The 24,172-nt window shown below is 65.2% G+C and carries 21 protein-coding genes; 9 read left to right on the plus strand and 12 right to left on the minus strand.

The genetic code is table 11. The annotated features are described in order from the left end of the window. The first annotated feature begins 10 nt into the window (after positions 1–10). Both RAD16_RS16600 and RAD16_RS16605 read left to right on the plus strand, forming a co-directional pair. Positions 11–1,306, plus strand: coding sequence for a biotin/lipoyl-binding protein (locus RAD16_RS16600; RefSeq protein ID WP_458158962.1), 1,296 nt, complete (start codon positions 11–13; stop codon positions 1,304–1,306). A 232-nt stretch (positions 1,307–1,538) separates the two neighbouring features. After that, positions 1,539–2,549, plus strand: coding sequence for a helix-turn-helix domain-containing protein (locus tag RAD16_RS16605; protein ID WP_458158963.1), 1,011 nt, complete (start codon positions 1,539–1,541; stop codon positions 2,547–2,549). Between the two features lie 235 nt (positions 2,550–2,784). On the opposite strand, the gene RAD16_RS16610 is transcribed toward RAD16_RS16605, so the two are convergent. The 10 genes from RAD16_RS16610 to RAD16_RS16655 form a co-directional block, all read right to left on the minus strand. After that, positions 2,785–3,723, minus strand: a complete 939-nt coding sequence (locus tag RAD16_RS16610) for an acyltransferase domain-containing protein (RefSeq protein WP_458158964.1) — start codon at positions 3,721–3,723, stop codon at positions 2,785–2,787. A gap of 10 nt (positions 3,724–3,733) precedes the next feature. After that, on the minus strand, positions 3,734–4,684 hold the full coding sequence (locus RAD16_RS16615) for an AEC family transporter (protein WP_458158965.1): 951 nt from the start codon (positions 4,682–4,684) through the stop codon (positions 3,734–3,736). After that, a complete protein-coding gene (gene mdcB, locus RAD16_RS16620) occupies positions 4,681–5,562 on the minus strand; it encodes a triphosphoribosyl-dephospho-CoA synthase MdcB (protein WP_458158966.1) in 882 nt (293 codons plus the stop codon). Before mdcB ends, RAD16_RS16615 begins: the two co-directional genes overlap by 4 nt. After that, on the minus strand, positions 5,559–6,239 hold the full coding sequence (mdcG, locus tag RAD16_RS16625; RefSeq protein ID WP_458158967.1) for a malonate decarboxylase holo-[acyl-carrier-protein] synthase: 681 nt from the start codon (positions 6,237–6,239) through the stop codon (positions 5,559–5,561). Before mdcG ends, mdcB begins: the two co-directional genes overlap by 4 nt. After that, complete coding sequence (mdcE, locus tag RAD16_RS16630; RefSeq protein WP_458158968.1) at positions 6,214–6,936, minus strand: biotin-independent malonate decarboxylase subunit gamma; 723 nt, start codon at positions 6,934–6,936, stop codon at positions 6,214–6,216. The genes mdcG and mdcE overlap by 26 nt, the downstream gene beginning before the upstream one ends. Next, positions 6,923–7,861: a biotin-independent malonate decarboxylase subunit beta gene (locus RAD16_RS16635; RefSeq protein WP_458158969.1), complete on the minus strand. Its 939-nt coding sequence runs from the start codon at positions 7,859–7,861 to the stop codon at positions 6,923–6,925. The genes mdcE and RAD16_RS16635 overlap by 14 nt, the downstream gene beginning before the upstream one ends. Continuing rightward, positions 7,858–8,175 (minus strand): malonate decarboxylase acyl carrier protein, encoded by a 318-nt coding sequence (gene mdcC / locus RAD16_RS16640; protein ID WP_458158970.1) that lies wholly within the window; start codon positions 8,173–8,175, stop codon positions 7,858–7,860. Before mdcC ends, RAD16_RS16635 begins: the two co-directional genes overlap by 4 nt. A 9-nt stretch (positions 8,176–8,184) precedes the next feature. After that, positions 8,185–9,831, minus strand: a complete 1,647-nt coding sequence (mdcA, locus tag RAD16_RS16645; protein ID WP_458158971.1) for a malonate decarboxylase subunit alpha — start codon at positions 9,829–9,831, stop codon at positions 8,185–8,187. Continuing rightward, the gene (locus RAD16_RS16650; protein WP_458158973.1) at positions 9,828–10,694 is read right to left on the minus strand and encodes an MBL fold metallo-hydrolase; all 867 of its coding nucleotides are present in this window, start codon (positions 10,692–10,694) and stop codon (positions 9,828–9,830) included. The genes mdcA and RAD16_RS16650 overlap by 4 nt, the downstream gene beginning before the upstream one ends. 99 nt (positions 10,695–10,793) lie before the next feature. Next, a complete protein-coding gene (locus tag RAD16_RS16655) occupies positions 10,794–11,579 on the minus strand; it encodes an alpha/beta hydrolase (RefSeq protein WP_458158974.1) in 786 nt (261 codons plus the stop codon). 317 nt (positions 11,580–11,896) lie between these two features. Here RAD16_RS16655 and RAD16_RS16660 point away from each other — a divergent pair, with 317 nt between their 5' ends. The 6 genes from RAD16_RS16660 to RAD16_RS16685 all read left to right on the plus strand — a co-directional run bounded on the left by RAD16_RS16660 (position 11,897) and on the right by RAD16_RS16685 (position 19,283). After that, complete coding sequence (locus RAD16_RS16660) at positions 11,897–12,238, plus strand: hypothetical protein (RefSeq protein WP_458158975.1); 342 nt, start codon at positions 11,897–11,899, stop codon at positions 12,236–12,238. Between the two features lie 152 nt (positions 12,239–12,390). Next, the gene (locus RAD16_RS16665) at positions 12,391–12,939 is read left to right on the plus strand and encodes a hypothetical protein (protein ID WP_458158976.1); all 549 of its coding nucleotides are present in this window, start codon (positions 12,391–12,393) and stop codon (positions 12,937–12,939) included. Positions 12,940–12,959: 20 nt separating this feature from the next. Beyond that, positions 12,960–14,132, plus strand: coding sequence for an efflux RND transporter periplasmic adaptor subunit (locus RAD16_RS16670; protein WP_458158977.1), 1,173 nt, complete (start codon positions 12,960–12,962; stop codon positions 14,130–14,132). Beyond that, a complete protein-coding gene (locus tag RAD16_RS16675; RefSeq protein WP_458158978.1) occupies positions 14,129–17,272 on the plus strand; it encodes an efflux RND transporter permease subunit in 3,144 nt (1,047 codons plus the stop codon). Before RAD16_RS16670 ends, RAD16_RS16675 begins: the two co-directional genes overlap by 4 nt. Continuing rightward, a complete protein-coding gene (locus tag RAD16_RS16680; protein WP_458158979.1) occupies positions 17,259–17,687 on the plus strand; it encodes a thioesterase family protein in 429 nt (142 codons plus the stop codon). Before RAD16_RS16675 ends, RAD16_RS16680 begins: the two co-directional genes overlap by 14 nt. A 102-nt stretch (positions 17,688–17,789) precedes the next feature. After that, a complete protein-coding gene (locus RAD16_RS16685) occupies positions 17,790–19,283 on the plus strand; it encodes a sensor histidine kinase (protein WP_458158980.1) in 1,494 nt (497 codons plus the stop codon). 23 nt (positions 19,284–19,306) lie between these two features. Here RAD16_RS16685 and RAD16_RS16690 read toward each other — a convergent pair whose 3' ends face one another. Next, on the minus strand, positions 19,307–21,598 hold the full coding sequence (locus RAD16_RS16690) for an FdhF/YdeP family oxidoreductase (protein ID WP_458158981.1): 2,292 nt from the start codon (positions 21,596–21,598) through the stop codon (positions 19,307–19,309). A gap of 247 nt (positions 21,599–21,845) precedes the next feature. Here RAD16_RS16690 and RAD16_RS16695 point away from each other — a divergent pair, with 247 nt between their 5' ends. Continuing rightward, positions 21,846–23,093 carry an oxalate decarboxylase family bicupin gene (locus tag RAD16_RS16695; RefSeq protein ID WP_458158982.1) on the plus strand — a complete coding sequence of 416 codons (1,248 nt, stop codon included), beginning with the start codon at positions 21,846–21,848 and terminating at the stop codon, positions 23,091–23,093. A gap of 94 nt (positions 23,094–23,187) precedes the next feature. Here the strand turns inward: RAD16_RS16695 and cydB are convergent, their stop codons facing one another. Further along, the gene (gene cydB / locus RAD16_RS16700; protein ID WP_458158983.1) at positions 23,188–24,171 is read right to left on the minus strand and encodes a cytochrome d ubiquinol oxidase subunit II; all 984 of its coding nucleotides are present in this window, start codon (positions 24,169–24,171) and stop codon (positions 23,188–23,190) included. Position 24,172 lies beyond the last annotated feature (1 nt).

The following is a 24,172-nucleotide window of genomic DNA, read 5'->3' on the forward strand; positions in this document are numbered from 1 at the left end:
GAGAAGAATCATGGAAGCTACCCTGCCCCGGGATGCTGGCTCGCTTCATGGCGAACCGCCAGCCGAAGCACCGGTCGATGCCCTCAACACCGCAAATGGTTCAGCGGAGCCGGAGACTGTGGCACGCGACACTGGCGATCGCGCGGCGGACAGCGTCGAATCTCCGATACGGGCGATGCCTTCCGCAAGGCCGCTGCGTAAGGCCTTCGGCCGTTTCATGCTCAGTGCCGGCAAGCATCTTGCGACCCTCGGCATCGCACTGGTCGCCGTCGTGATCTCGATTGCGACATGGCAGCACTACGTCACGGCGCCGTGGACGCGGAACGGCAGCGTGCGCGTCCAGGTCGCCAACGTCGCGCCGCAGGTGGCGGGCAAGATCGTGGAGCTACGGGTGGCCGACAACCAGTTCGTCCACAAGGGCGACGTGCTCTACGTCATCGACCCCTTCGACTTCGAGGTGGCCGTCAGCGTCGACAAGGCGCTCGTCCAGCAGCGAGCCGCAGATCTGGAGGTCAAGCAGGCCGAATTCAACCGACGGCAGCACCTGTCCGATCTTGCGACGACGCCCGAAGAGCAGCAGATCTTTGCCGGCAATGCGGCGCAGGCGAAAGCCGCCTACGAGGCGGCGACACACCAGCTTGCCCAGGCGGAGCTGAACCTGAAGCGGACCAGCGTGAGGAGTCCCGTCGACGGCTACGTCACCAACCTCCTGCTGCGCGCAGGAGACTATGCCGTCACTGGAATCAGCAACATCTCGGTGATCGATTCCAGCAGCTTCTGGATCGACGGCTATTTCGAGGAGACCAAGATGGCCCGCGTCTGCGTCGGCGATCGCGCCGAAGCGCAACTGGTCGGTTACGCCAAGCCGATTCTGGGACATGTGACGACCGTGACGCGCGGTATCAGCGTGTCGAACGCCGCCACGGGAACGCAGGGCCTGCCCAATGTCGATCCGATCTACACCTGGGTGCGGCTCGCGCAGCGCGTGCCGGTGCGCGTTGCCATCGACACCGTGCCGCCGGATGTTCCGCTGGTCTCCGGCATGACGGCGACGGTGACGATCCGTCAGCCTTCCGCGGACCATCGCCAGACCTGGTTCGGCCAATTCCGCGAAAACTTCATCGACCCCGTCGCCGATCTGTTCGGCGCAGGACAGCCGCTGCGTCCGAACTGCCTGCAGGCCACATCCCAGCAGCGTCCCGAGGTGGAAGCGGTTCCCTATACGCGCGAGTCCGCGGTTCCACCCGCTGAGACCATCGCGCCCGGCCTCACGCCCGGCATCGACGCCTCGCCACGCCTGCCCTGAAGCATGCGTTGCGCCCCTCATCGCCCACACATCACACCTCGCGACATGTGCTTGATCCCTTTGGTTCAATTGGACTTTTGCGACACCCGGTCGCACCCTTCGCATTTGCAAAATCTAATACCGCTTAAGCATCCTTAACGAGCCTTGCGACAAGACCCAACCTATCGTTCGAGCATGGACCTGCATTCGGCAGCCGTCACGACGGCAGCAGAATCAAAAGACGGGACAAACCATGCTCACCGATATGCAAGCGGCCGGCGCCCGGTTGACGTATCAACCCAGCCGTCGCGACCCTGATACCCCGCGGGAGACCCGCGCATTTCCCCTCGAACGCAGGTGGCGCCAGCCCGACCAACGGGCCGGCACCGCGTCCGAGGACATCACGATCTCGCGCTGGACCAGTTTGCAAACAGGCATCAGGCACGAAGAGGCGACGACGCCCCCCGATCGATACTTCTTCGCTATCGCCTTGAAGACCACCCGCGTCAAGCTGACCCGGGGCCGTCACACCATCTTCGACGGCGTCATGCCGGCAGGCACGCTGTATATCGGTGCGCCGTCGCAGCAGCTCAGCGCGCAATTCTACGCACCGTGTGATTTCCTGCACTTCCACGTCTCGGCCGGCAGCTATTTTCAACCGCTCCGGCCCGGCGCAGGATCCGCCTCGACCGATGGCCTCAACGACCTCGTCCTGCTCCGCGACCCCTTCGCCGAGCAACTCGCGAAGGCGCTGACCGAACGCGGCCATTCGGCCGACCGGGAATTCGCGCGCTGCATCGGCCAGACGCTGGCCATGCACCTTGCCCGCCGGGAGCTGCCGCCCGCGAAGGTCAATGCCTTGCCGAAATGGCGGCTGCGGCGCGTCGAGGAATATGTCGGGGCGCACTTCGACCACTGCATCAGCCTCTCGGAGCTCGCCAAGGTCGCGGGACTGTCGCGGATGCACTTTGCCGCCCAGTTCCGCGCCGCGACGGGATACCGGCCGCGGGAGTATCTGCTGTATCAGCGCATCGAGCGCGCGAAATCGCTGCTATCGAACACCGACACGAATTTGGCCGAGGTGGCGCTGACCGTCGGCTTCTGCACGCAGGCGCATTTCTCGACCGTGTTCAAACGGATCACGGGTGATACGCCCGCGCGCTGGCGGTGCACCAGCCGGAATGCGTCGGCGTCGTCCAGGCTCGCCGATCCGGCTTCGACATCGAAGACGATGTCGCGCGTGCTGCCTGCAGACATCGTGTGAATCATGCGAAATGAGAAACAGCCGGGGTTCGTGAAATACTTCTGCTGCGGGATCGGCGATGCTCTGGGTGTTAGGTGACTGAGACCCCCAAGTCATTGCCCCCAAGTCACCGCTCGAGCCTCCTCCTCCCTGGGCATCCGAGCATTTCGGGGGCCGTCCTCCCCCAAAGGACGGCCCCTCTTTTTTCGACAATTTTGCTGGATCGATAGCATCGCCCGTCCGGAACTGGCCGGCTCTAGACCTCGAGGTGGCGCGCGATCCAGGCGCGCACGCCTTGCAGGCTCCTGAAATCATCCAGCGCGCGCGCCGGCCATCCGGTGTCGATGTCCGCGACCATCCTGCTCAGCGCGTGCCCCGGACCGAGCTCGAGAAATACCGTCGCGCCGGCTTCGACGCAGGCTTGCAGGCAATCGGCCCATAGCACGGTGTGCGAGATCTGCGCGGCAAGCTTGTCGAGACCGCTCTCGCGCGCAAGCACCGGAGCGGCATCGATTCCGCTCAGAATGCGCGCGCCAGCCCTCGGCGGAAACGCCACCGGCACGTGGCGCAAGGCCTCACGAAATACTGCGGACGCCTTGGCGAGCCGTCCGGTGTGGGAGGCGACCTCAACCGGCAACGTAACGATCCTTGCGGCGTGCATCGCCCGCGCGTCTGCGGCGATCCCGTCCAACGCCTCGCGGCCGCCGCCGATGACGAAGGCATCGCCGGGATTGACGATGGCGACCGCGGCGCCGTGGCGCGCGCAAAGGCGGTCGACCTCGTCTCCCGCAAGACCGCGGACGAAGACCAGCCCGTCGCCGGCATGCGTGACCGCATCCATGGCGTCCGCGCGGCGCGCCACGAGATCGAGCGTGACGGCCGCATCGAACAGGGCGCCAACGCCCCAGGCTGCGACCTCGCCGACGCTGTAGCCGGCAATGATGATGTCGCGCGGAATGGCATCTGCGAGCGCGGCCGCCGCGGCGAGCGCCTGCAAGGTGCAGAGAACCTGGCCGGCATGATTGCGATGCAGGGCCTCATCGGGCGCGCTGCGCACGAAGTCGCGCGGGTCCCTGCTGCCGAGCAAAGCCGCTGCATGCGTGAACAGGGGAGCTGCTTCCGGGGCATCGCCCGTGAGAGCGAACATGTCCCGATGCTGTCTGCCTTGTCCCGAGCACAGGATCGCGAGGGTCATGGCTACCGGCCTAATGGGGAAAGAGCGTCGCGATCGCAATCGCAAGCGTCACGACGCTGAAGCCGGTGCTGGCGATGACCATGGAGCCGATCGTTGCGGAATCCAGCCGGTAGTTGACGGCAAACAGGATGCCGAAGAAGCCCGAGGGCAATGTCGCGAGCAGAATGGCCGTCTTCGCAACATCCGGCGCGAGGTGAAAGCCGTAGACGATCGCGACGGCCAGCAGTGGCCGCAGGATGTCCGCAGCGCCCGTTGCGGCAACGACCCGCCAATCGAGACGGAGCGTCTGGGCCGACAGAACGAGACCGGTCAGGAACAGCGCAACGCCTGCAGCCGCGTTCCCGATCAGGGTGAGACAGGCATGGACGAGCGCACCAAGATCGAGACCTGACAATGCAAGCACGACGCCGAGCGCTGGCGCCCACACGACCGGCTTGACCAGCGCGCGCCGGACGGCCGTGAAAACCGGATGCGCCGACACGTCGGCGCTGCTGGCTTTGCTGAGACTCATCTCCACGATCACGAGGGTCAGCGGGCTGACGAGGATCGAGCCGGTTGCAAGCGCGACCGCGACCGGGACGATTCCGGCCGGTCCCAGCACGGTCGACAGGATCGGCAGCCCGACGCCGGCAAGATTCGGGAAGCCGACCGTCAGGGCTTGCACCGCTGCGTCGGACCTCGTCACCACAAAGAAGGTCCGCTCGAACCAGTACCAGGCGAGATAGATGATCAGCATCGTCAGGCCGAACACCAGGAAGACCGGAATCTGGTCGGTGATCCGGTCGCGCGGAGCCGATGCTGTCGCGGCGAACAGCGAGGCCGGCAGGGCGAAGTTCATCACGAGCGCGTTGAGGCCTTCGACGTGACGGTTGTCGACGGCGCGAGCCTTGCCTGCAACGAACCCGAGCAGCAGGATGAAGAAGACCGGCACCAGTGCCATCAGGATGACGTTGGACGTCATGAGCCCAGCCTCTCCTGGGCGTCGACGAACAGCGTCATAGCAAGCAGGTCTGCCGATCCGCCCGGGCTGAGGCGGCGGGCGACGAAGCTGTCGTGGATCGATTGCGCACGCGCGCGCCAGCCGGGCGCGCTGACGCCGCCTGAAGCGATGAAGCCACGCGCTGCGTCATGTGCAAAGCGAAGGCCGTCGAGCCCACCGCGATGCAGGAGGTTGGTGTCTTCAACGGATGCGATCAGGGCAAAGCACGCCTCGACCCGGGCGGCCTCCGTATCCTCCGCCGCGACAGGCCTCGCTCTGCGCAAGGCCGCCAAGCCGATCCGGTAGACGCTTGGAAATCCCGTCGCGGCCTCGATGCGCGCACCGCCGGCGCGAAAGCGGCGGCGGGCCGCGCTGCCATGGCTGTGCAGCAGAACCGGACCATCCAGGATGCTGTCGCCCCACAAACGCGCGACGACATCGCCGAGCGAAAGCCGGGGATCGACCAGACCGCCGGCTTTCGCGCCGGCCGCCGCGCACAGCAGCCCGAGCCCGAAGATCGCGCCACGATGCGTGTTGATGCCCGAGGTCGCAGCGAACATCGCGCGCTCCGCCTCGAGGCCGATGATGCGCAGCCGTCCCATGCCGCAGCCAAGCGCGCCCGCTCCAGCCAGCCGTTGCAGATAAGGTTCGATGGCCGCGGCGCTGCAGCGAAACGTGCCCGCATCCATGTCGTCGTGACTACCATTGTCGACATGGCTCACCAGCCCCGGCTTCGGCCAGGTTTCGAGCTCCCTGACGAGGCACTCGGCGGCAATCGCGCCGATTGCGGAGACATCGGGCGTCGTCTGCGTCTGGCGCAGAGCCGGACGTTCCATGCCTCTTGCGGCCGCGGCGATCATGATCCCATAGCTCCCGACATGAATTGATGCCTGCCGAGCAGGACCACGCTCTCGATGCGCTTGACCAGAAGCTCGCTTGCGCCGCCGTGGAATTCGCGCCAGTTCACCGCAGCGCCGTCGGCATCCATCAGCTCGCCATCAAGCCGCATCGGCGCATCGGCCTCGATTGCGGCGACACCGGCGACGAAACGATCGATGTCGGTTTCGCGGCAAAACTCGAACAGGACATCGAGGTCGGAACTGGCGGTCACGTAATCGAGCCCGGTCAGCGATTGCCAGGCCAGGCTGCCGAAGACGCGCGCATCCACCGCATGGCGCAGCGCCAGCGCATCGAGCCGGTCGAGCGTCGGCCACCAGTTGCGCGGTGCGTAGGCCCGCGCTTGCCGCAGCGACGGCGGCCTCGCGATGGAGGCGACGTGGCGGATATCAACGAGGAACGAGATCCGCCTCTTGCCGGCCGAGGGCGGCAAGGGCAGGCCCAAAGCGAGGCCGTTTGCCTCGCTTGGCAACGTGCGCCGCCGGATCGTCGGCCATCTCATTTTCGGCCAGCGCGCGAGAAGGGAATCGGTTGCGAGATCGCCGCGCGCATCCAGCATCGCGCGCCACCCGGCCGGGCTGACGAAGACGAGGTCGTGGCGACCCGGTGGACGCTCACCGTGCTTGCAGGGCCAGGTCACGAACACGCTCCGCGATTTCGCCAGCCTTCAGCCGGCCGCCACGCTCCTTGCCGAGTGCATCCCGCCGGTCCTGCACGGCCGGCAGATCGGCGAGCAATGCCTCCAGCTGATCGGCGAGCGAGACGGCATTGCTCCATGTCATGTGAACCGCGCCCATCTGCGCGAGGTTGGATAGGCCCGGCGCGAACACCGGCGTCGACTTCGCCTTTTCCTCGAGCGCCTGCATCGACAGCTTGGTGACCTTCGCCATCGACGGCAGGTCCATCACCGCGGGATCGGCCCCGGGCAATCCGACCAGCACGCGCGTAGCAAGCCCCGTCGCCAACAGGGCGCCGGCGGCCGAGTGGCCGTACAGAAGGCCGATGGTCGGGCGGCCATTCATGTCCGCGTGGATCAGCACTTTTGCCAAATGCGCCAGGAACTCGTTCAGCCCGAGCAGCTCGTCGCGCTTGCTCATGCGCTGGCTGTCGCTGTCGACGAGCACCAGGATCGGCCCGGCGTCCCGGCCGATCGACGCCAGCACATGGCCGGACAGCCTGATCGCCTCGTCGACGCCGAGGGCAGTCCGATCGGCAACGCCAAGGACGAGGATGCGCTCGCCGGATCGCAGCGTTGCGGAGCCGAGAATAACGCCCTTGTCCTTCCGGATCTCGTGACCGTCGGGAAAGAGCGAGACGATGATGTCATCGAGCGTCACGGCTGGTCCTCCCGATGCGGTTGGCAAGGGCAATGAACTGATCGGCTGGCAGTTCGGGAACGGCCTGAGCGTCCGCGATGCCTTCCGCCGTCCAGATGTCGACGGCATCTCCGCACGCACCGAAGCGGCGCAGCCGGTCGGCCAGCCGCTCCTGCTCGGCCTTCAGCCTGTCCGGACCAAAAGGTCCGACCAGGCCCAGCAGTTCGAGTGCGGCTTCGCGAAAATCCTGCACATTGTCGTCGGCGAAGACATCGGCGGCACCGAGCAGGCGGCGATGCTTGCCGCCCATGGTGCGCCAGACCAGCGCGCGGTCGCGGGAGTCGAACTCCTCGACGCCGCGATTCGTCTCGATGACTTCTGGGCCGGATACCGCGATGCGCCCCTGCTCCGAGACGGCGAGCGCGGAGCAGCAGCCTGCGATCAGGCCGCCGCCGCCATAGCATCCGGACCTGCCGCCGATCAGACCGATGACCTTCACGCCGGCGGTGCGCGCCTCCATCACGGCACGCTTGATCTCGGCGATGGCGAGCTCGCCGGCATTGGCCTCCTGCAGCCGGACGCCGCCGGTATCGAACAGGATCAGGACAGGGATCGTGCCGATCTCGCGCGCGGCCCGGAGTAGCCCCGTCAGCTTGGCGCCATGCACCTCGCCGAAGGCCCCGCCCATGAAGCGGCCCTCCTGCGCGGCGACGAACACCGGCGAGCCGTCGAGGCGGCCATGACCGACGACGATGCCGTCGTCGAACTGCTCGGGAAGATCGAATATCTCCAGGTGAGGACTGACCTCGCGCTGCTCCGGCCCGATGAACTCGACGAAGCTGCCGGCATCGAGCAGCAGCTCCAGCCGGGTGCGGGCCGACGCCTCGTAGAAGCTCGTGCTGCGAGCCCGTTCAGCCGGGGTGATGTCCTTGACCGGCGCGGTCATTGGCCGTCCTCCGCGATCAATTGCACCGCCTGCGCCAGCCGCAACGAGACCGTATCCGGACGTGCGCCGCCGTCATTGATCGAGAACTTGAGCCCGCCGGGCGAATAGCGCTCGACGAAATCGCCGATCACCGCACTCCAGACCTCGCCGAAACCGACGGCCGCGGTCTTGATGTCGACCGCGCATTCCGCATCCGGCAGCACACGCTCCACCAGCACTTCCAGATTGCCCGAGGCGACCACGCCGACGATCGCGCTTCGCCTGGCGCCATGCGCGCGGGCGCGAACCTGATGTCGAAAGCCGAGATCTTCCATGGCGCGTCCTCACCAGTTCCTGAATTTCGACGGAGGTGCGTACAGGCCGCCCGACCAGCGCACGAGGTCCTTGATCGAGCGCGCCGCGAGCAGGCTGCGATCCGCATCGAGCGGATTGATGCCGAGATCTTCCGGCCGGCGGATCACGCCGCGCTCGCGCAGGCGCGCGACCATGCCGTGATCCCGCCGGCGGCCGACATCGGTGTAGCCGGCAACGCCACGAATGGCCTGCTCGCGCTCCTGGGCGGTCCGGCACAACAATAGATTTGCGACGCCTTCCTCGGTGACGATGTGCGTGACGTCGTCGCCATAGATCATGACCGGTGCGAGATCGAGCTTCAGCTTCTCGGCGAGCTCGATCGCCTCGAGCTTCTCGACGAACAACGGCACGTTCTTGTCGCCAAAAGTCTCGCCGATCTGCACGACCAGCTTGCGGCCGCGGCGCATCAGTGCCGCGCCGTCAGGATCGGCCTCCGCGCCGGCCTTCAGCCAGGGCTCGCTCGGATGCCGCCGCCCGCGGGCATCCGCCCCCATGTTCGGGGCGCCGCCGAAGCCCGCAATGCGCGAAGCGGTGACGGTCGACGAATTTCCCTGCAGGTCGATCTGCAGCGTGGAGCCGATGAACATGTCGCAGGCATAGAGCCCGGCGGTCTGACAGAAGGCGCGGTTGGAGCGCAGCGAGCCGTCGGGACCGGTGAAGTAGACGTCGGATCTGGCGCGGATGTAGTCATCCATGCCGACCTCCGACCCGAACGAGTGGATCTGCCGGACCCAGCCGGACTCGATTGCGGGGATCAGCGCGGGATGCGGATTCAGCGCGAAGTGGGTCGCGATCGTGCCTTTCAGCCCAAGCCTCTCGCCGAATGTCGGCAGCAAGAGCTCGATCGCGGCGGTGCTGAAGCCGATGCCGTGATTGAGCCGCTGCACGCCGTAGGGCGCATAGACACCCTTGATCGCGAGCATCGCCGTCAGAATCTGGCCTTCCGTGATCGCGGCGGGATCGCGCGTGAACAGCGGCTCGACGAAGAACGGCTTGTCGGACTTGACGATGAAATGGACGCGGTCCGCCGGGATGTCGACCCGCGGCACCGTCTCGACGATCTCGTTGACCTGGGCGATCACGACACCGTCCTTGAACGCCGTCGCCTCGACCACCGTCGGAGTATCCTCGGTGTTCGGACCGGTATAGAGATTTCCCGCGCGATCGGCGCTGACGGCAGCGATCAGCGCGACATGCGGCGTGAGATCGATGAAGTAGCGGGCAAACAGTTCGAGATAGGTATGGACCGCGCCGAGCTCGATCTTGCCGCCGAACAGCATGCGCGCGATGCGCGCTGATTGCGGCCCCGAATAGGCATAGTCGAGCCGCTTCGCGACACCACGGTCGAACAAGTCGAGATGCTCGGGCAGAACGACGCCCGACTGCACCATGTGCAGATCGTTGACTTTGGCCAGATCAACCGCCAGCAGCGCGCGGCTCAGGAGATCGGCCTGCTTCTGGTTGTCGCCTTCGAGGCAAACCCGGTCGCCCGGCCGGATCACGGCCTCCAGCAGACGCGTGGCGTCCTGTGCTTCGACGATCTTGCCGCGGGCAAGGCCGGCTCCGGCCGCAATGCGGGCATCACGCGCGGCGCGGTTGTTCTGCCAGCTGGTCATGACCTTGGACCCTTTGCGGCATTGGCTCCGCTCCAGAGCGATCCCGGATTGGCGCGATCGGGATAGAGCTCCAGCATCGCTTCGTAGAGCTCGCGCGGCGATGTCGTCGCCGCGTCAAGGCGGTTGAAATCGAACAGATATTGCTGCGTGTCCGCGATGTTGCGCGGGTCGTCGTCATTCTCAGGCTTCTTGTGACCGGCCACGACGAAGCGCGGTTTCAGCGCCTCCAGCCGATCGAGGGCCGCGATCCATTCCAACCGGCTCAGCGTATCGGTTTCGGCGAGATAGGGATGAATGCCGTTGTAAACGGTATCGCCAGCGACGATCAGGTCGAGCGATGGAACATGGAGGGCGGTCGAGCGCGCCGTATCGGTTCGTCCCATGTCGATGACGTCGAGCCTGTGTCCCTCGAGCGTAAGCTTGCCCTCCAGCGTCTCGGCCACGCGCAGGCGTTCGGCGATCTCGCCTGGAAAGCGCTTGCGCCAGAAACCATCGAGCGATGCCGGCGAGACCTGCGCCTTCATCTCCTCCACGACCTCAGGGACGGCAACGGCTTTTGCCTGCGGAAAGCGGTCGAGCAGCGGCGCCAGACCGAAGAAATGGTCCCCGTGGCCGTGTGTGACATAGATCGTGGTCAGATTTCGCCCGCGCGAAACGACCCAGTCCAGCAACGTCTTGGATTGCCCGCCGGTGAGGAACGTGTCGACCAGCATCGCATCCCGCTCGCCATAGATCAGCGTCGAAGAGTTGGCGACCCACATCAGGTCCGGATTGCCGGAGGGCAAGTCGCGGCTCAGGCCGGCTCGCTTCACCGTGGTCACGCTCCAGTTCAGAACGGTGCTGCTCGTCTCGATCGCGCTCATGAAGTCCTCCGGATCTCACAGTCAGGCCGGCGGGAGTGCTGTCGCTCCCGCCGTCCCTTCCTTCTGCCGGCTGTGCGTCAGCACCGGCAAAATCTCTCGTCAGCGGGTGGCCGGCTGATCGATGCTGCGTGCGGCGCGGGTGATGATGGCCGCGACTTCCTTGGGATGCGATTCGTAGACTGAGTGGCTGGCACCCGGGATCACGGTGGTCTGGCTCTTGGCGCGCTCGTAATACCAGCGCTCGAGATCGGGATTGATGATCTGGTCGCTGCCGGCGACGATGCCCCAGCTCGGCTTGGTCTTCCACGCGGCCGCCGTCAGCGGCGTGCTGAACACCTGCGTCGCCGCCAGGACCTGCGAGCGCGCAACGAATTCGGCACGCTCACGCGGCAAATCAGGCGCGAACAGTTTTGGGAATTGCACGGGATCGAGATAGGTGAACTTGTCGGGCGTCACCTTGATGACGCCTTCGGTCTTGCCGAGCACGCTCGGCGTCTTCTTGCCGAGCGCGGACTCATCCTCGCCGACATCGGGTGCGTGCGCGGCGACGTAGACGAGACCGACGACGCTCGGATGAACACCGGCCTCGGTGATGATCGAGCCGCCATAACTGTGGCCGACCAGAAGCGTCGGGCCTTCCTGGAGATCGAGAATGCGCTTCGCCGCCGTGACGTCGTCGGCGAACGAGGTCTCGGGCTCCTGCACCATGGTGACGCGGAAGCCTTCCTTGGTGAGGATCTCGTAGACCGGCTTCCAGCCGGATGCGTCCACCCAGGCGCCGTGCACCAGGACGATGTTTTTCAGGGGCTCCGCGCGCGCCGGGGCGACGGTCGAGAGCAATGAGAGAGCGGCAGCAAAGGCGAGGCCAGCGTTGAGGGGTTTCATGTCGGGATCACTCCGGGTTGGAATGACGCGACAGTAGTTTTTTGGCATCTGCGCGTATTTCGGCAAACAACTGTCCTTGCCACTTCGCACGCCGGGACACGCGACCTGCGACAACCGCTACGCGCGCATCGTCCGGTCGGCGTAATTGAGAGATGCATTCAAACAGAGAGCGCATGTCATGCACACTGACATTCATGTCAGACATCTCTCGCAAGCGTGAACGGCCGGCGTTCATACGCGAAAGACGATCGATATGCGTTCTGTCATTCACGACAACGTTTCTGACGTCACTCGAAATCAACGCATAGGATCGGACAATGACATCCACCGCGAAGTGCCGTGTCGCTCTTTTCGTCCTGCTGTCCGCAACGCTGCCGGCCCATGCCGGAAGCTGCACGGATGACATCGCGCAAACGCAGGCCCAACTGGATCTTGCCATCGAGAAGGACGCAGGCTCCCACGGCTGGAAGCCGGAGAGCCTGAACGCGCTGCGCAGCCATCAACCGACGCCCCGCTCGCTTGCGGAAGCGGAGGGCAGCAACGGCGTCGATTTCACCGATGCGCTCGATTCGCTCGACCGTGCACGCAGCGCGGATCGCAGCGGCAACATCGCCGCGTGCAACAGGGAGATCGCACACGCGCGGTCGGTCCTGAGATAGCGAAATCAACTCCGGGGGTGGACGGCCGCAAGGCGCGAGACGCGCCCGATGCCCCTCGCCGTCGTGCTGCCGGAGAGCAGGACGTGCGTTCTGAAAATACCTGCGCGAGCGCAGCTTTCTATTGTCGATGCCATCAGCCGGAGGCTTCTTCCATGCGAGAACTTCATTCATTCAAGAACGCGAGCGCACGGCGCTCCGGATCGCGCCGGTACGGCTTGATGTACCCGGGCGTGATGCTTGCGACCGGCATCCTGTGGCTCGTCTCGGCCACGGCCATAGCGCAAACGACGCAAACGACGGTGCCGGGAATGCAGCCGTCCACCGGCATGCTGGCGACGTCGCCGCTCAACCCGCAATCGACACGGCCGGTCGGCATTCCGCTCGGGTCGACCGAGATCGCAACGCCCGGCATCTCTCCGATCAATCCCGCGCCAGGCGCGATGGGGTGCACCGGATCCGGCAATGCCGCATCGAACGGCGCATTGTTCGACGGCGGCGGACTGACTGGCACCACATCGGCCAATTGCGGCGGCAGCAGCGTCGCGGCCTCACCCCTGCCCTCGACATCGACGGTCGGGCGCGTCGGCATACCGCTCGGCGCCACCGAGATCGGCGGCGCCGGGATCAGTCCGACTGTGCCGGTGCCCGGCCCCAACTCGATGGGCAGCACGACCACGATCGACGGCTCCGGCAATCCCTGAGATCAAGAAGGACGATACCCGTGAAACGGAACCTCACCATTGCGCTTATTGGTCTCGCCGCGATCCTGGCCGGTGCAGGCTTCTGGTTGTTCGGCTCCGACCGGAAACCGGCCGTCTCCGCCGCACCGGTGCCCGCCGCCGTGCCGGTCGTTGCCGCCAGCGTCACGGGCAAGGACGTTCCGATCTACCTGCGCGGCATCGGCACGGTGATCGCCTACAACACCGACGTCGTGCGCAGCCAGATCCAGGGGCAGATCGTCAAGATCGCCTTCACCGAGGGACAGACCGTCAAGGCCGGCGACCTGCTCGCCCAGATCGATCCTCGGCCCTACGAGGCGCAGATCGAGCAATTGACGGCCAACCGCGACAGGGACCAGGCACAGCTCGCCAACGCCGAGGCCAATCTCTCCCGCTACAACCAGCTCGGCGACAAGGGCTATGCGACGCCGCAATTGATCGAGACGCAGACGGCCCAGGTGGCGCAGCTCAGGGCCGCCGTGAAGGCGGACCAGGCGCAGATCGACGAGGCCAACGTCCAGCTCAGCTACACGCGCCTGACGTCGGCTATTCCCGGCATCACCGGCGTTCGCCAGATCGACGTCGGCAACGTCATTCATCCGACCGATCCCAACGGGCTCGTCGTCGTCACCCAGATCGAGCCGATCTCGATGCTGTTCACCCTGCCGCAGACCGACCTGCCCGTAATCCAGCAGCACGCCGAAAAAGGCGCGCTGAAGGTCATCGCCTACAGCCAGGACAACAAGATCAAGCTCGACGAGGGCACGCTGCTACTGGTCAACAACGAGATCGCGGGAACGACCGGCACCGTCCAGCTCAAGGCCGTGTTCCCGAACCTTCAGCATCGGCTGTGGCCGGGCCAGCTCGTCAACGCTCGGCTGCTGCTCGAGGTCCAGAAGGGTGCGCTCACCGTGGCCGGCTCGGCCGTGCAACAGGGACCGAACGGCAGCTATGTCTATGTCGTCGCCAAGGACCAGACGGTCGCCTTGCGGCCCGTTCACGTCGTACAGATCAGCGATGGCCAGGCCCTGATCGACCAAGGGCTGAAATCGGGCGACGTCGTCGTGATCGACGGTCAGTATCGGCTGACGGAAGGCAGCCGCGTTCACGAGCTGCACGGCAAGGCCGCGCGTGAAGCCGACCTGCAGAGCTCCGTGCAGGACGCGATCCCATGAATCTCTCCGCGCCCTTCATCCTGCGGCCGATCGCAACCGCCCTGCTGATGGCCGGCCTGCTGCTGTGCGGCCTCGCGGCCTATCCGCTGCTGCCGGTCGGCGCGCTGCCGAACGTGAACTACCCGACCATCCAGATCTCGGCGCAACTGCCCGGCGCCGATCCGGGCACCATCGCCTCGTCGCTCGCAACGCCGCTCGAACAGCAGCTCAGCCAGATTCCCGGCCTCACGCAGCTGACCTCGTCCAGCGCGCTCGGCGTCGCCCAGCTCACGGTTCAATTCGAGCTGTCGCGCACGGTGGACAGTGCGGCGGTGGACGTGCTGGCCGCGATCAACGCCGCGAGCCCGTTCCTGCCGCCGAACATTCCCTATCCGCCGACGATCAGGAAGGTGAATCCGGCGGAGACGCCGATCATGCTGATCGCGCTGACCTCGGATTCGCTTCCGCTGACGACGGTGGATGCCTATGCCGAGAACATCCTGCTGCCGAAGATCTCGCAGGTGTCCGGCGTGGGCCTCGTCGGCATCGGCGGCCAGCAGAAGCCCGCGATCCGTGTCCGCGTCAATCCGCAAGCGCTGGCCGCCCGCGGCATCGGCCTCGAAGACGTCCGCAACGTGATCGCCGGCGCCAATGTCGACCTGCCCAAGGGCACGCTCAACAGCCCGCGCGTCACCTATACGCTGAACACCAACGATCAGTTGCTCAAGCCCGCCGCGTATGAAGACCTCATCATCGCCTATCGCAACGGCTCGCCGGTGCGGATACGCGACGTCGGCACGGCGATCGAGGGGCCCGAGAACGACCTGTTGGCCGGCTGGTACGGCAAGGATCCCGCCATCATCCTGGCGGTCCAGCGCGTGCCCGGCGCCAACGTGATCGAGACCGTCGACCGCATCAAGAAGCTGCTGCCGCAACTGCAGGCTTCGGTCCCACCGGCGATCAAGGTGACGATTGCCGCCGATCGGACCGCCACGATTCGCGCCGCAGTCTCCGACGTTCAATTCACGCTGATGCTGACCGTCGCCCTGGTGGTGATGGTGATATTCCTGTTCCTGCGGAATTTCTGGGCCACCATCATTCCGGCCATCACCGTTCCCCTGTCGCTGGTCGGCACGTTCGCGGTCCTCTACGTGCTCGGCTACAGTCTGGACAATCTTTCGCTGATGGCGCTGTCGATCGCGGTGGGTTTCGTGGTCGACGATGCCGTCGTCGTCATCGAGAACATCGTGCGTCATCTCGAGCAGGGCATGACGCCGATGGAGGCTGCGCTCAAGGGGTCCAGCGAAATCGGCTTCACGATCGTCTCCATCACCCTGTCGCTGATCGCGGTGTTCATCCCGCTGTTCCTGATGGGCGGCTATGTCGGCAAGCTGTTCCAGGAATTCGCCGTCACGATCACCGCCTCTCTGCTGCTGTCGCTGGTCATCTCGCTCACGCTGACACCGATGATGTGCGCGCGGCTGCTGAAGGACGATTCGCGGAAGAAGCACGGCCGGCTCTATCTCGCCTTCGAGCGCGGCTTCGACGCCTTGCTGGCGGTCTATGCGCGCGGCCTACGTGTCGTGCTACGCCATCGCTTCGTGACGCTGCTCGTGATGCTCTCGACCGTCGCGCTGACCGGCTATCTCTACGTGATCATTCCAAAAGGCTTCTTCCCGCAGCAGGACACCGGACAGATCGTCGGCATCACCGAAGCCGCCCAGGACATCTCCTTTCCCGCCATGTCCGAGCGCCAGCAGGCGATCGTCGGCATCCTCTCGAAGGACCCGGCGGTGCAGTCGGTGGCGAGCTATATCGGCCCCGGCGGTCCCACCGCAACGCTGAACCAGGGACGCATCTTCATCGTCCTGAAGCCGAAGCCCGAGCGCAAGGCCAGCGCCGATCAGGTGATCGAGCGGCTGGGACCCCAGCTCGCGCATATCCAGGGCATCAGGCTCTACATGCAGGCCGCGCAGGACATCACCATCGGCGCACGGCTGTCGAAGACGCAATACCAGTACACGCTCACGGATGCCGATTCCAACGAGCTCAACAGCTGGTCGGCGATCTTCCTGGAGAAGCTCCGCGCGCTCGACCTCATCACCGACGTCGCGAGCGACCAGGCCAATGCCGGCCCGCGGCTGGAGGTCACGGTCAACCGCGAGGTCGCATCGAGCTTCGGCATCCTGCCGACGACGATCGACAATGCCCTCGACGACGCATTCGGCCAGCGCATCGTCTCCACGATGTTCACCTCACTGAACCAGTACCATGTCGTGATGGAGGTCGATCCGCGCTTCCAGTACGGCCCCGAAGCGCTCAAGGACATCTACCTGAACTCGGCCACCGGTCAGCAGGTGCCGCTCAGCACGCTGGTTCACAGCGTCATCATGCCTGCGCCGATCCTGATCAACCACCAGAGCCTGTTTCCCTCGGTGACGATCTCGTTCAACCTGAAGCCCGGCGTCGCATTGGGCGATGCGGTGGCAGCGATCCAGAACATCGAGAAGAGCACCGGCAAGCCCGCCTCGCTCACGGCCTCGTTCCAAGGCAATGCGCAGGCGTTCCAGTCCTCCCTGTCGGGGACGCCGCTCCTGATCGGCGTAGCGCTGATCGTGATCTACATCATCCTCGGCGTGCTCTATGAGAGCCTGATCCATCCGATCACGATCCTGTCGACGCTGCCCTCGGCCGGCATCGGCGCCCTGCTGCTGTTGCTGGCGGTCCACATGGATCTCAGCGTCATCGCCATCATCGGCATCATCCTGCTGATCGGCATCGTCAAGAAGAACGGCATCATGCTGGTCGATTTCGCCCTCGAGGTGGAGCGCCAGCACGGGCTCAGCCCGGAAGAGGCGATCTACCAGGCCTGCACGCTGCGCTTCCGCCCGATCCTGATGACCACGATGGCCGCACTGCTCGGCGGCGTGCCGCTGATGATCGGCAGCGGCACCGGTGCGGAGCTGCGCCAGCCGCTCGGCTACACCATCGTCGGCGGCCTGATGCTGTCGCAGGTCCTGACGCTCTACACGACGCCCGTCGTCTATCTCTATCTCGACCGGCTCGGCAATTGGCTCTCCGGGCGCAAGCCGCGGGAGGCCGCGACACCCATCCAATCCAAGACCGAGGCAGAGACGGAACTGAGCCATGAATCCGCTTGAGAATCCGCTTGAGAAGGTGAGCGCCGGCTTGGCGGCGGAGAAGCTGGTGACCGTCACGCCGGAGATGACGGTCGGCCATGTGGTGCCGGGGATGCCCGAGGTCTACGGCACGCCCATGATGATCCTGCACATGGAGATGGCCGCGGGATCGGCGGTTCAGACGTTCCTGCCCGCTGGCCATGTCAGCGTCGGGATGATGGTCAATATCCGCCATCTGGCCGCAACCCCGGTCGGCCGCACGGTGCGCGCGATCGCCCGGGTCGTCGCGGTCGAGGGCAAGAGCATCTTGTTCGAGGTCGAAGCCTGGGATGCCGACCGCAAGATCGGCGACGGCACCCACCGGCGCGGCGTCGTCGATGCCGCCGAGTTCGAGCGGCGGTTCGGCGTGCCGAAACCCGTTGCCGAGATGGCGTGAACTCGCACGCGACCGGCAACGCGATCGCGGTTTCGTGCGTTTTGACAAAGCGCCTGCGAAAACGCAAAAGACCGCTCCCGAGCATCGCGTTAGACCTTCGGCATGATGCTCGACCGCCTGGATGGCTCTAACTCCGTACAGCCCCAGCGATGGTGGCGCCGCGTGCTGCCGATCCAGACAATACAGGATCGGATTCTGCTGTGGGCTTGGGGCAGCCTCGTTTTGACCCTGCTGTCCTTCGCCTGTTCACTGCTTGGAGACAATTTCACGGCGATCGCTTTCGCCGCCTTTCTGGCCGCTTCGCTGACGCTCGTCGGCGCGATCATGGATATCACGGCCCTGAAGAAGGCCCATACCGAGCTGGAGCGAAGCGAGCAGCGTTACCGCCATCTGTTCAGCCGCATGCCGATCGCGTTCCGGCAGCTCGACGCCAGCAAGCTGGTCGCGCTGTTCCGGAAACTGCGCGCCGAGGGCGTCAAGGATCTCGGTCCCTATTTCGACAGCCATCCCGAATTCCTCCGCACCTGCATGGATGCGCTCTCGTTTCAGGAGGCCAACGAGCGCGCCATCCAGATGTTCGGAGGCGGCGTCGACAGCTATGTCGGACGTTCCATGGCCGAGAGCTGGAAGGAGCGTCCTGATACGTTCCGGCGGGCGATGGAGTCCCGCTATCGCGGCGAGACGAACTTTGAGGAGGAAACCAGGATGGTCACCTGGGACGGCCGCATCGTCGACGTTCTCTTCACGACGGCGCGGGTCGGTCCCATCAACGATCTCGAGGTCAGCCTGGTCGGCACCATCGACATCTCACAGCGCGTTCGCGCCCAGCAGAAGCTCCAGCAGGTGCAGGCCGAGTTCGCCCATGCCGCGCGCGTCTCGATGCTCGGCGAGCTGACCGCCTCGATCGCGCACGAGGTCAACCAGCCGCTCGCAGCTATCGCCACCAACGGCGCCGCCGGGCTGCGGTGGCTGAACCGGCCGACGCCCGATATCGTCGAGATCCGCAAGACCATCGAAAACATCGTCGTGGACACAAAGCGCGCCGCGAACATCGTGGCACGCGTTCACACGATGGCGTCCCGGAGAGCGCCCGAGCAAGCCTCCCTGTCATTCGACGAGATCATTCGTGAGGCGCTGCTCTTCCTGCAACACGAGATGGAATCCCGCAGCGTGACGATCCTGCACCGGCCTGATCCGGCCGCGCCGCAGGTACTCGGTGACCGCACCCAGCTCCAGCAGGTGATCGTCAATCTCGCCATCAACGCGGTGCAGGCGATGACGCAGGCGGGACATGATGATCGCAGGATCGTCATCAGCACGGTCACACAGGACGCGACGACATTGTGTTGCTCCGTGGAGGACAACGGACCCGGCATCGACGCCGAACATCTCGACCGGCTGTTTGACAGCTTCTTCACGACCAAGGACAGCGGGATGGGCATGGGACTGCCGATCTGCCGGTCGATCGTCGAAGCGCATGGCGGCCGGATCGGCGCCGAAGGCCATGGCGCTGACGGTGGCGCCCGCTTCTGGTTCACGCTGCCGATCACCGTCCCGGCGGATCTACCTCACGGGGACGTCCACGCCGGGACGTGACCGCGGCGTATGCGGCGCTACCGCTACGGCTCGGTCGCGACTGAACGCACCAGGCGGATCGGAACGCCCTTGTATGACGGCGTGAAGCTGAGGGGATCGCGGGCATAGAGCGGGACCAGCGGATTGGTCTCCGGATAGTAGGCCGCACAGCAGCCGGTCGGGAACGAATACGCCACGACGCGGAAATTGCGCACGATCCGCTCGGCGCCATCGGTCGAGGCTGTGATCAGGTCGACGCGATCTCCGTCCACAAGTCCGCGCTTTCTGAGCTCGTATTCGTTGAGGAACACCACGTCGCGCTGGCCGAAGACGCCGCGGTAGCGGTCGGACATCGAGTAGAGCGTGGTGTTGTACTGGTCGTGGCTGCGGATCGTGGTGAGCCACAGGAAATCCGGATCGCTCTGCGGCGGGTCCTCGCCGCAGCCCGGAAAGACCAGGAAGTTTGCCTTGCCCGACGGCGTCTCCCAGATGCGCTCGCGCGCCGTCGAGGTGAGATGGAAGCCGCCGGGGACGCGGATGCGGGCATTGTAGCCCTGGAAGATCGGGAGCACCGCCTCGATCGCATCGCGGATTTTGTCGTAGTCGGCAACGAAACCGTCCCAGTCGACCACCGTGCGCTCGCCCAGCGTCGCCTTGGCGACGCCGGCGATGATCGCGACCTCGCTGCGCAGATGCTCCGATGCCGGCTTGTTGCGGCCGCCGGAGGCATGCACCATCGACATCGAATCCTCCACCGTGACCGACTGCGGCCCCGACGCCTGCACGTCGATCTCGGTGCGTCCGAGGCACGGCAGGATCAGGGCAGCGCGGCCGTGGATCAGGTGGCTGCGGTTGAGCTTGGTCGAGACATGGACGGTCAGGTCGAGCTTGCCGAGCGCCGCCTGTGTTGCCTGCCAGTCGGGAATGGCCGCGGCGAAATTGCCGCCCATCGCGAAGAACGCCCTCACCTCGCCGCGGATCATCGCCTCCAGCGCGGTGACCACGTTGTGCCCCGGCGCGGCCGGAGGCTTGAAGCCGAAGCGTTGCTCGAGGCGTTCGAGGAAATCCGCCTTGGGGACTTCCGTGATCCCCACGGTGCGATCGCCCTGCACGTTGGAATGGCCGCGAACCGGGCAGACGCCGGCGCCTTCGCGCCCGACATTGCCGCGCAGCAGCGCGAGATTGGCGATCTGCTGGACGTTGTGCGCGCCGCGCCAGTGCTGGGTGATGCCCATGCCGTAGACGAGAATGGCGCGCTCCGCCTTCATATAAGCGCCGGCGGCATATTCCATGTCCTCGCGCGTAAGGCCGGACTGCCGTTCGATGTCGGGCCATTGCGTGCGCTTGAGGTCCTCGATGAGCGCTTCGACACCAAGGGTGTGACCGCGAATGAAATTCCAGTCCAGGATATCCGGCTGCTCGGCCGCGCGGGCAGCCTCGTCGGTCTCCACCAGGACCTTCATGATTCCCTTGAGCACGGCGACGTCGCCGCCGACGCGCACCTGGAACAGCTTCGAGCTGATCGTCGTCGACGACAGCGTGATCATCTCGACCGGGCTCTGCGGCGCCTGGAAGCGCTCCAGCGCCCGCTCGCGGAACGGGTTGAAGGAGATGATGGAGGCACCGCGGCGGGCCGCGTTGCGCAAGCTCGTCATCATCCGCGGGCTGTTGGTGCCGGGATTCTGGCCGAAGATGAAGATGCAATCGGCCTTGTCGAAATCCTCCAGCAGCACGGTGCCCTTGCCGACGCCGAGCGAATGCGGCAGGCCGACGCTGGTCGCCTCGTGGCACATGTTCGAGCAGTCGGGGAAATTGTTGGTGCCGTATTCACGCACGAACAGCTGATAGAGGAAGGCGGCCTCGTTCGAGGTGCGCCCGGACGTGTAGAATTCGGCCATGTTCGGATCGGGCAAGGCCCTGAGCTCACGTCCGATCATGTCAAACGCGTCGCTCCACTCCACCGGCAGATAACGGTCGGATGCGGAATCATAAGCGACCGGATGGGTGAGCCGCCCGACCATTTCGAGATCGTAGTCGCTCCAGCTTGCGAGCTCAGTGACGGTATGCTCGGCGAAGAATTCAGGCGTGCAGCGCTTCGACGTCGCCTCCCAGGCAATCGCCTTGCCGCCGTTCTCGCAGAATTCGAACGACGACGTGTGCTTCGGATCGGGCCAGGCGCAACCGGGGCAATCAAAACCCTCCGGCTGGTTCATCCGCCTCAACGTCGCTGCGCCCTTCAGCGGCACGCGCTGCACCAGAAGCGCCTCGCTGAGCGCCTTGAGTGCGCCCCAGCCGCCGGCGGGTTCACGATAGGGACGAACCGATTTCGTGGTCATCTCGATAGCCTCGTTATGGCAATTCTCCGGCCAGTTAAGGAGTGCGCGGGGGGAGCCGTCTTTTCGAAAAGAAGCCGAATTTCGCAATCGCACACGTTCGAACCGGGCCGATCGGCCCGAGCGGCCAGTGCAATCCGGCAAAAAGAGCGCCGTTCCCGGAAGCTGAAATGGCAAGCGGTAACTAGATTTGGCGATTGGAGCCCCGTCGCGATGGAGGGCTTTCGACCATTTTCAGGAGCGACCCGAGATGTTTTCAAGACGAGATTTGCTGGCCATGTCCGCGGCAGGCGCCGCCATGGTCGGCTCCGGCGCGCAGGCCGCGACCTTCGGCAATCCGGACGAGCCGCCGCAAGGCGCCATCAACGCCAAAAGCCCCGGAAGCCTGACCGACCCCGGTCCGCAAAACCCTGCGCTGGCCAAGCAATTCCCCTCTGCGCAGACCCCGCCCGCGACCGACGTCGGCGGCCTGCCGATGGATTGGGCCTCGTTCAACAATGCGCCGAGGCGCATCCAGGACGGCGGCTGGGCGCGCCAGGTCACGGTCGAAGACTTCGCCATCTCCAAGGAAATCTCCGGCGTCAACATGCGCCTCGCCGCCGGCGGCATCCGCGAGCTGCATTGGCACCAGGCCGCTGAATGGGCGATCATGACCTACGGCAGTTGCCGCATCACCGTGCTCGACACGCAGGGACGCCCTTACGTCGGTGACCTCAAAGCGGGCGACCTCTGGTATTTCCCGCCGGGCGCGCCGCATTCGCTGCAGGGCCTGGGTCCCGACGGCTGCGAGTTCGTGATCTGCTTCGACGACGGCCACGCCAACGAGTTCAACACGCTGCTCGTGACGGACTGGCTGGCCCATACGCCGCCAGAGGTGCTGGCCAAGAATTTCGGCGTTCCGGCCGATGCCTTCGCCAAGATCCCGCTGCACAATCGCTGGATCTTCCAGGGGACGGTGCCCGGCGATCTCGCCGCCGATCGCGCCGCCGTCGCGAAGAACGCCGAGGCGCCGCCCTATCCCTTCATCCATTCGCTCGGCAGCTCCACCCCGGTCAAGGAGAGCTCCGCCGGCAGCATCCGCGTCGCCGACAGCAGCAACTTCAAGGTCGCCACCACCGTCGCAGCGGCGCTGGTGACGATGCCGCCGGGCGCGGTCCGCGAAATGCACTGGCATCCTAACGCCGACGAGTGGCAATATTACATCAAGGGCAAGGCGCGCATGACGGTGTTCGATACCGGCCCCAACGCGCTGACGACGGATTTTTCGGCCGGCGACATCGGCTATGTCCGGCGCAATCTCGGCCATTACGTCGAGAATGTCGGCGACACCGAGCTGCAGTTCGTCGGCGTCTTCCGCGCGCCGCGCTACGAGGAGGTCTCGCTCTCCAACTGGCTGACGCACACGCCGCCCAAGCTGGTCGCCCAGCATTTCAACATCGACGAGAAGCTGGTCGCCCAATGGCCTGACAAGAGCCCGGGCGTCATGCCGAAGACTTGAGAACCAAGACTTGAAAACCAAGTCCCGAACGAGAAAGGCGCCGAAACCGGCGCCTTTCTTTCTGCACGTTCCAGCTCACGGCAACGTTGCGCCGTCAGTAGTGATCCGTCGCCGGCGTCCTGCCGCGGAAGACGCGATAACCGACCGCGACATAGAGCAGCATCAGCGGAAACACGAACAAACCCGCCCCCCAAAACATGAAGGCGAGACTCGCATGAGGCGCCGCGGCCTCGTCGATCGTGACGACGAACGGAATCATGTAGGGCCAGAACGACAGGGCAAGCGTGCCGAAGGCCGCCACGAAGATCAGCGCGACCATGTGGAACGGCCAGTAATCGTCGTGACGCAGGATGCTGGTGGCGAGCACTGCGGCCGCGCCGGCGCCGATCAGGGGAAACACGAACAGATAAGGCCGCTCGACCCACCGGCGCAGGATCGGCAGATGTTCGACAAGCGCGTGCGTGAAGACGATGACGAGGAAGGCCAGGACGGCAATCGCGAGCAACGGGATCTGACGCCGCGTGGCGTCGCGGATCGGACCGTCGCACTTCCTCACCAGCCAACAGGCCCCGAGCAGTGCGTAACCGAAGCACAGGCCGATTCCGCACAGGATAGAAAAGGCAGACAGCCAGCCGAAGGTTCCTCCGGCATATTCGCCGTTCGAGAATGGCAGTCCCTCGACCAACGCCCCAACCATCGCGCCCTGCATGAAGCTCGCAGCGAACGAGCCAGCGACGAAGCTGACGTCCCAGATCCGGTGGGAGCGCGATGCCTTGCCGCGAAATTCGAACGCAACGCCGCGCAGGATCAGTCCCAGCAGCATGACCACGACCGGGATATAGAACGCGGGCAGCACCATGGAATAGACCAATGGAAACGCACCCCACATGATCACGCCTGTCACGATCAGCCAGGTCTCGTTGCCATCCCAGACCGGCGCGATCGTGCGCAGCATCTCGTCACGCTTCGCCTCGCTGTCGGCGAGGCCGAACAACATGCCGACGCCGAGATCGAACCCGTCGAGCAGGAGATAGATCAGAATGCTGATGGCCAGCAGCGCAACCCAGAACATCACCATG

This window comes from Bradyrhizobium sp. 18BD (assembly GCF_054185225.1).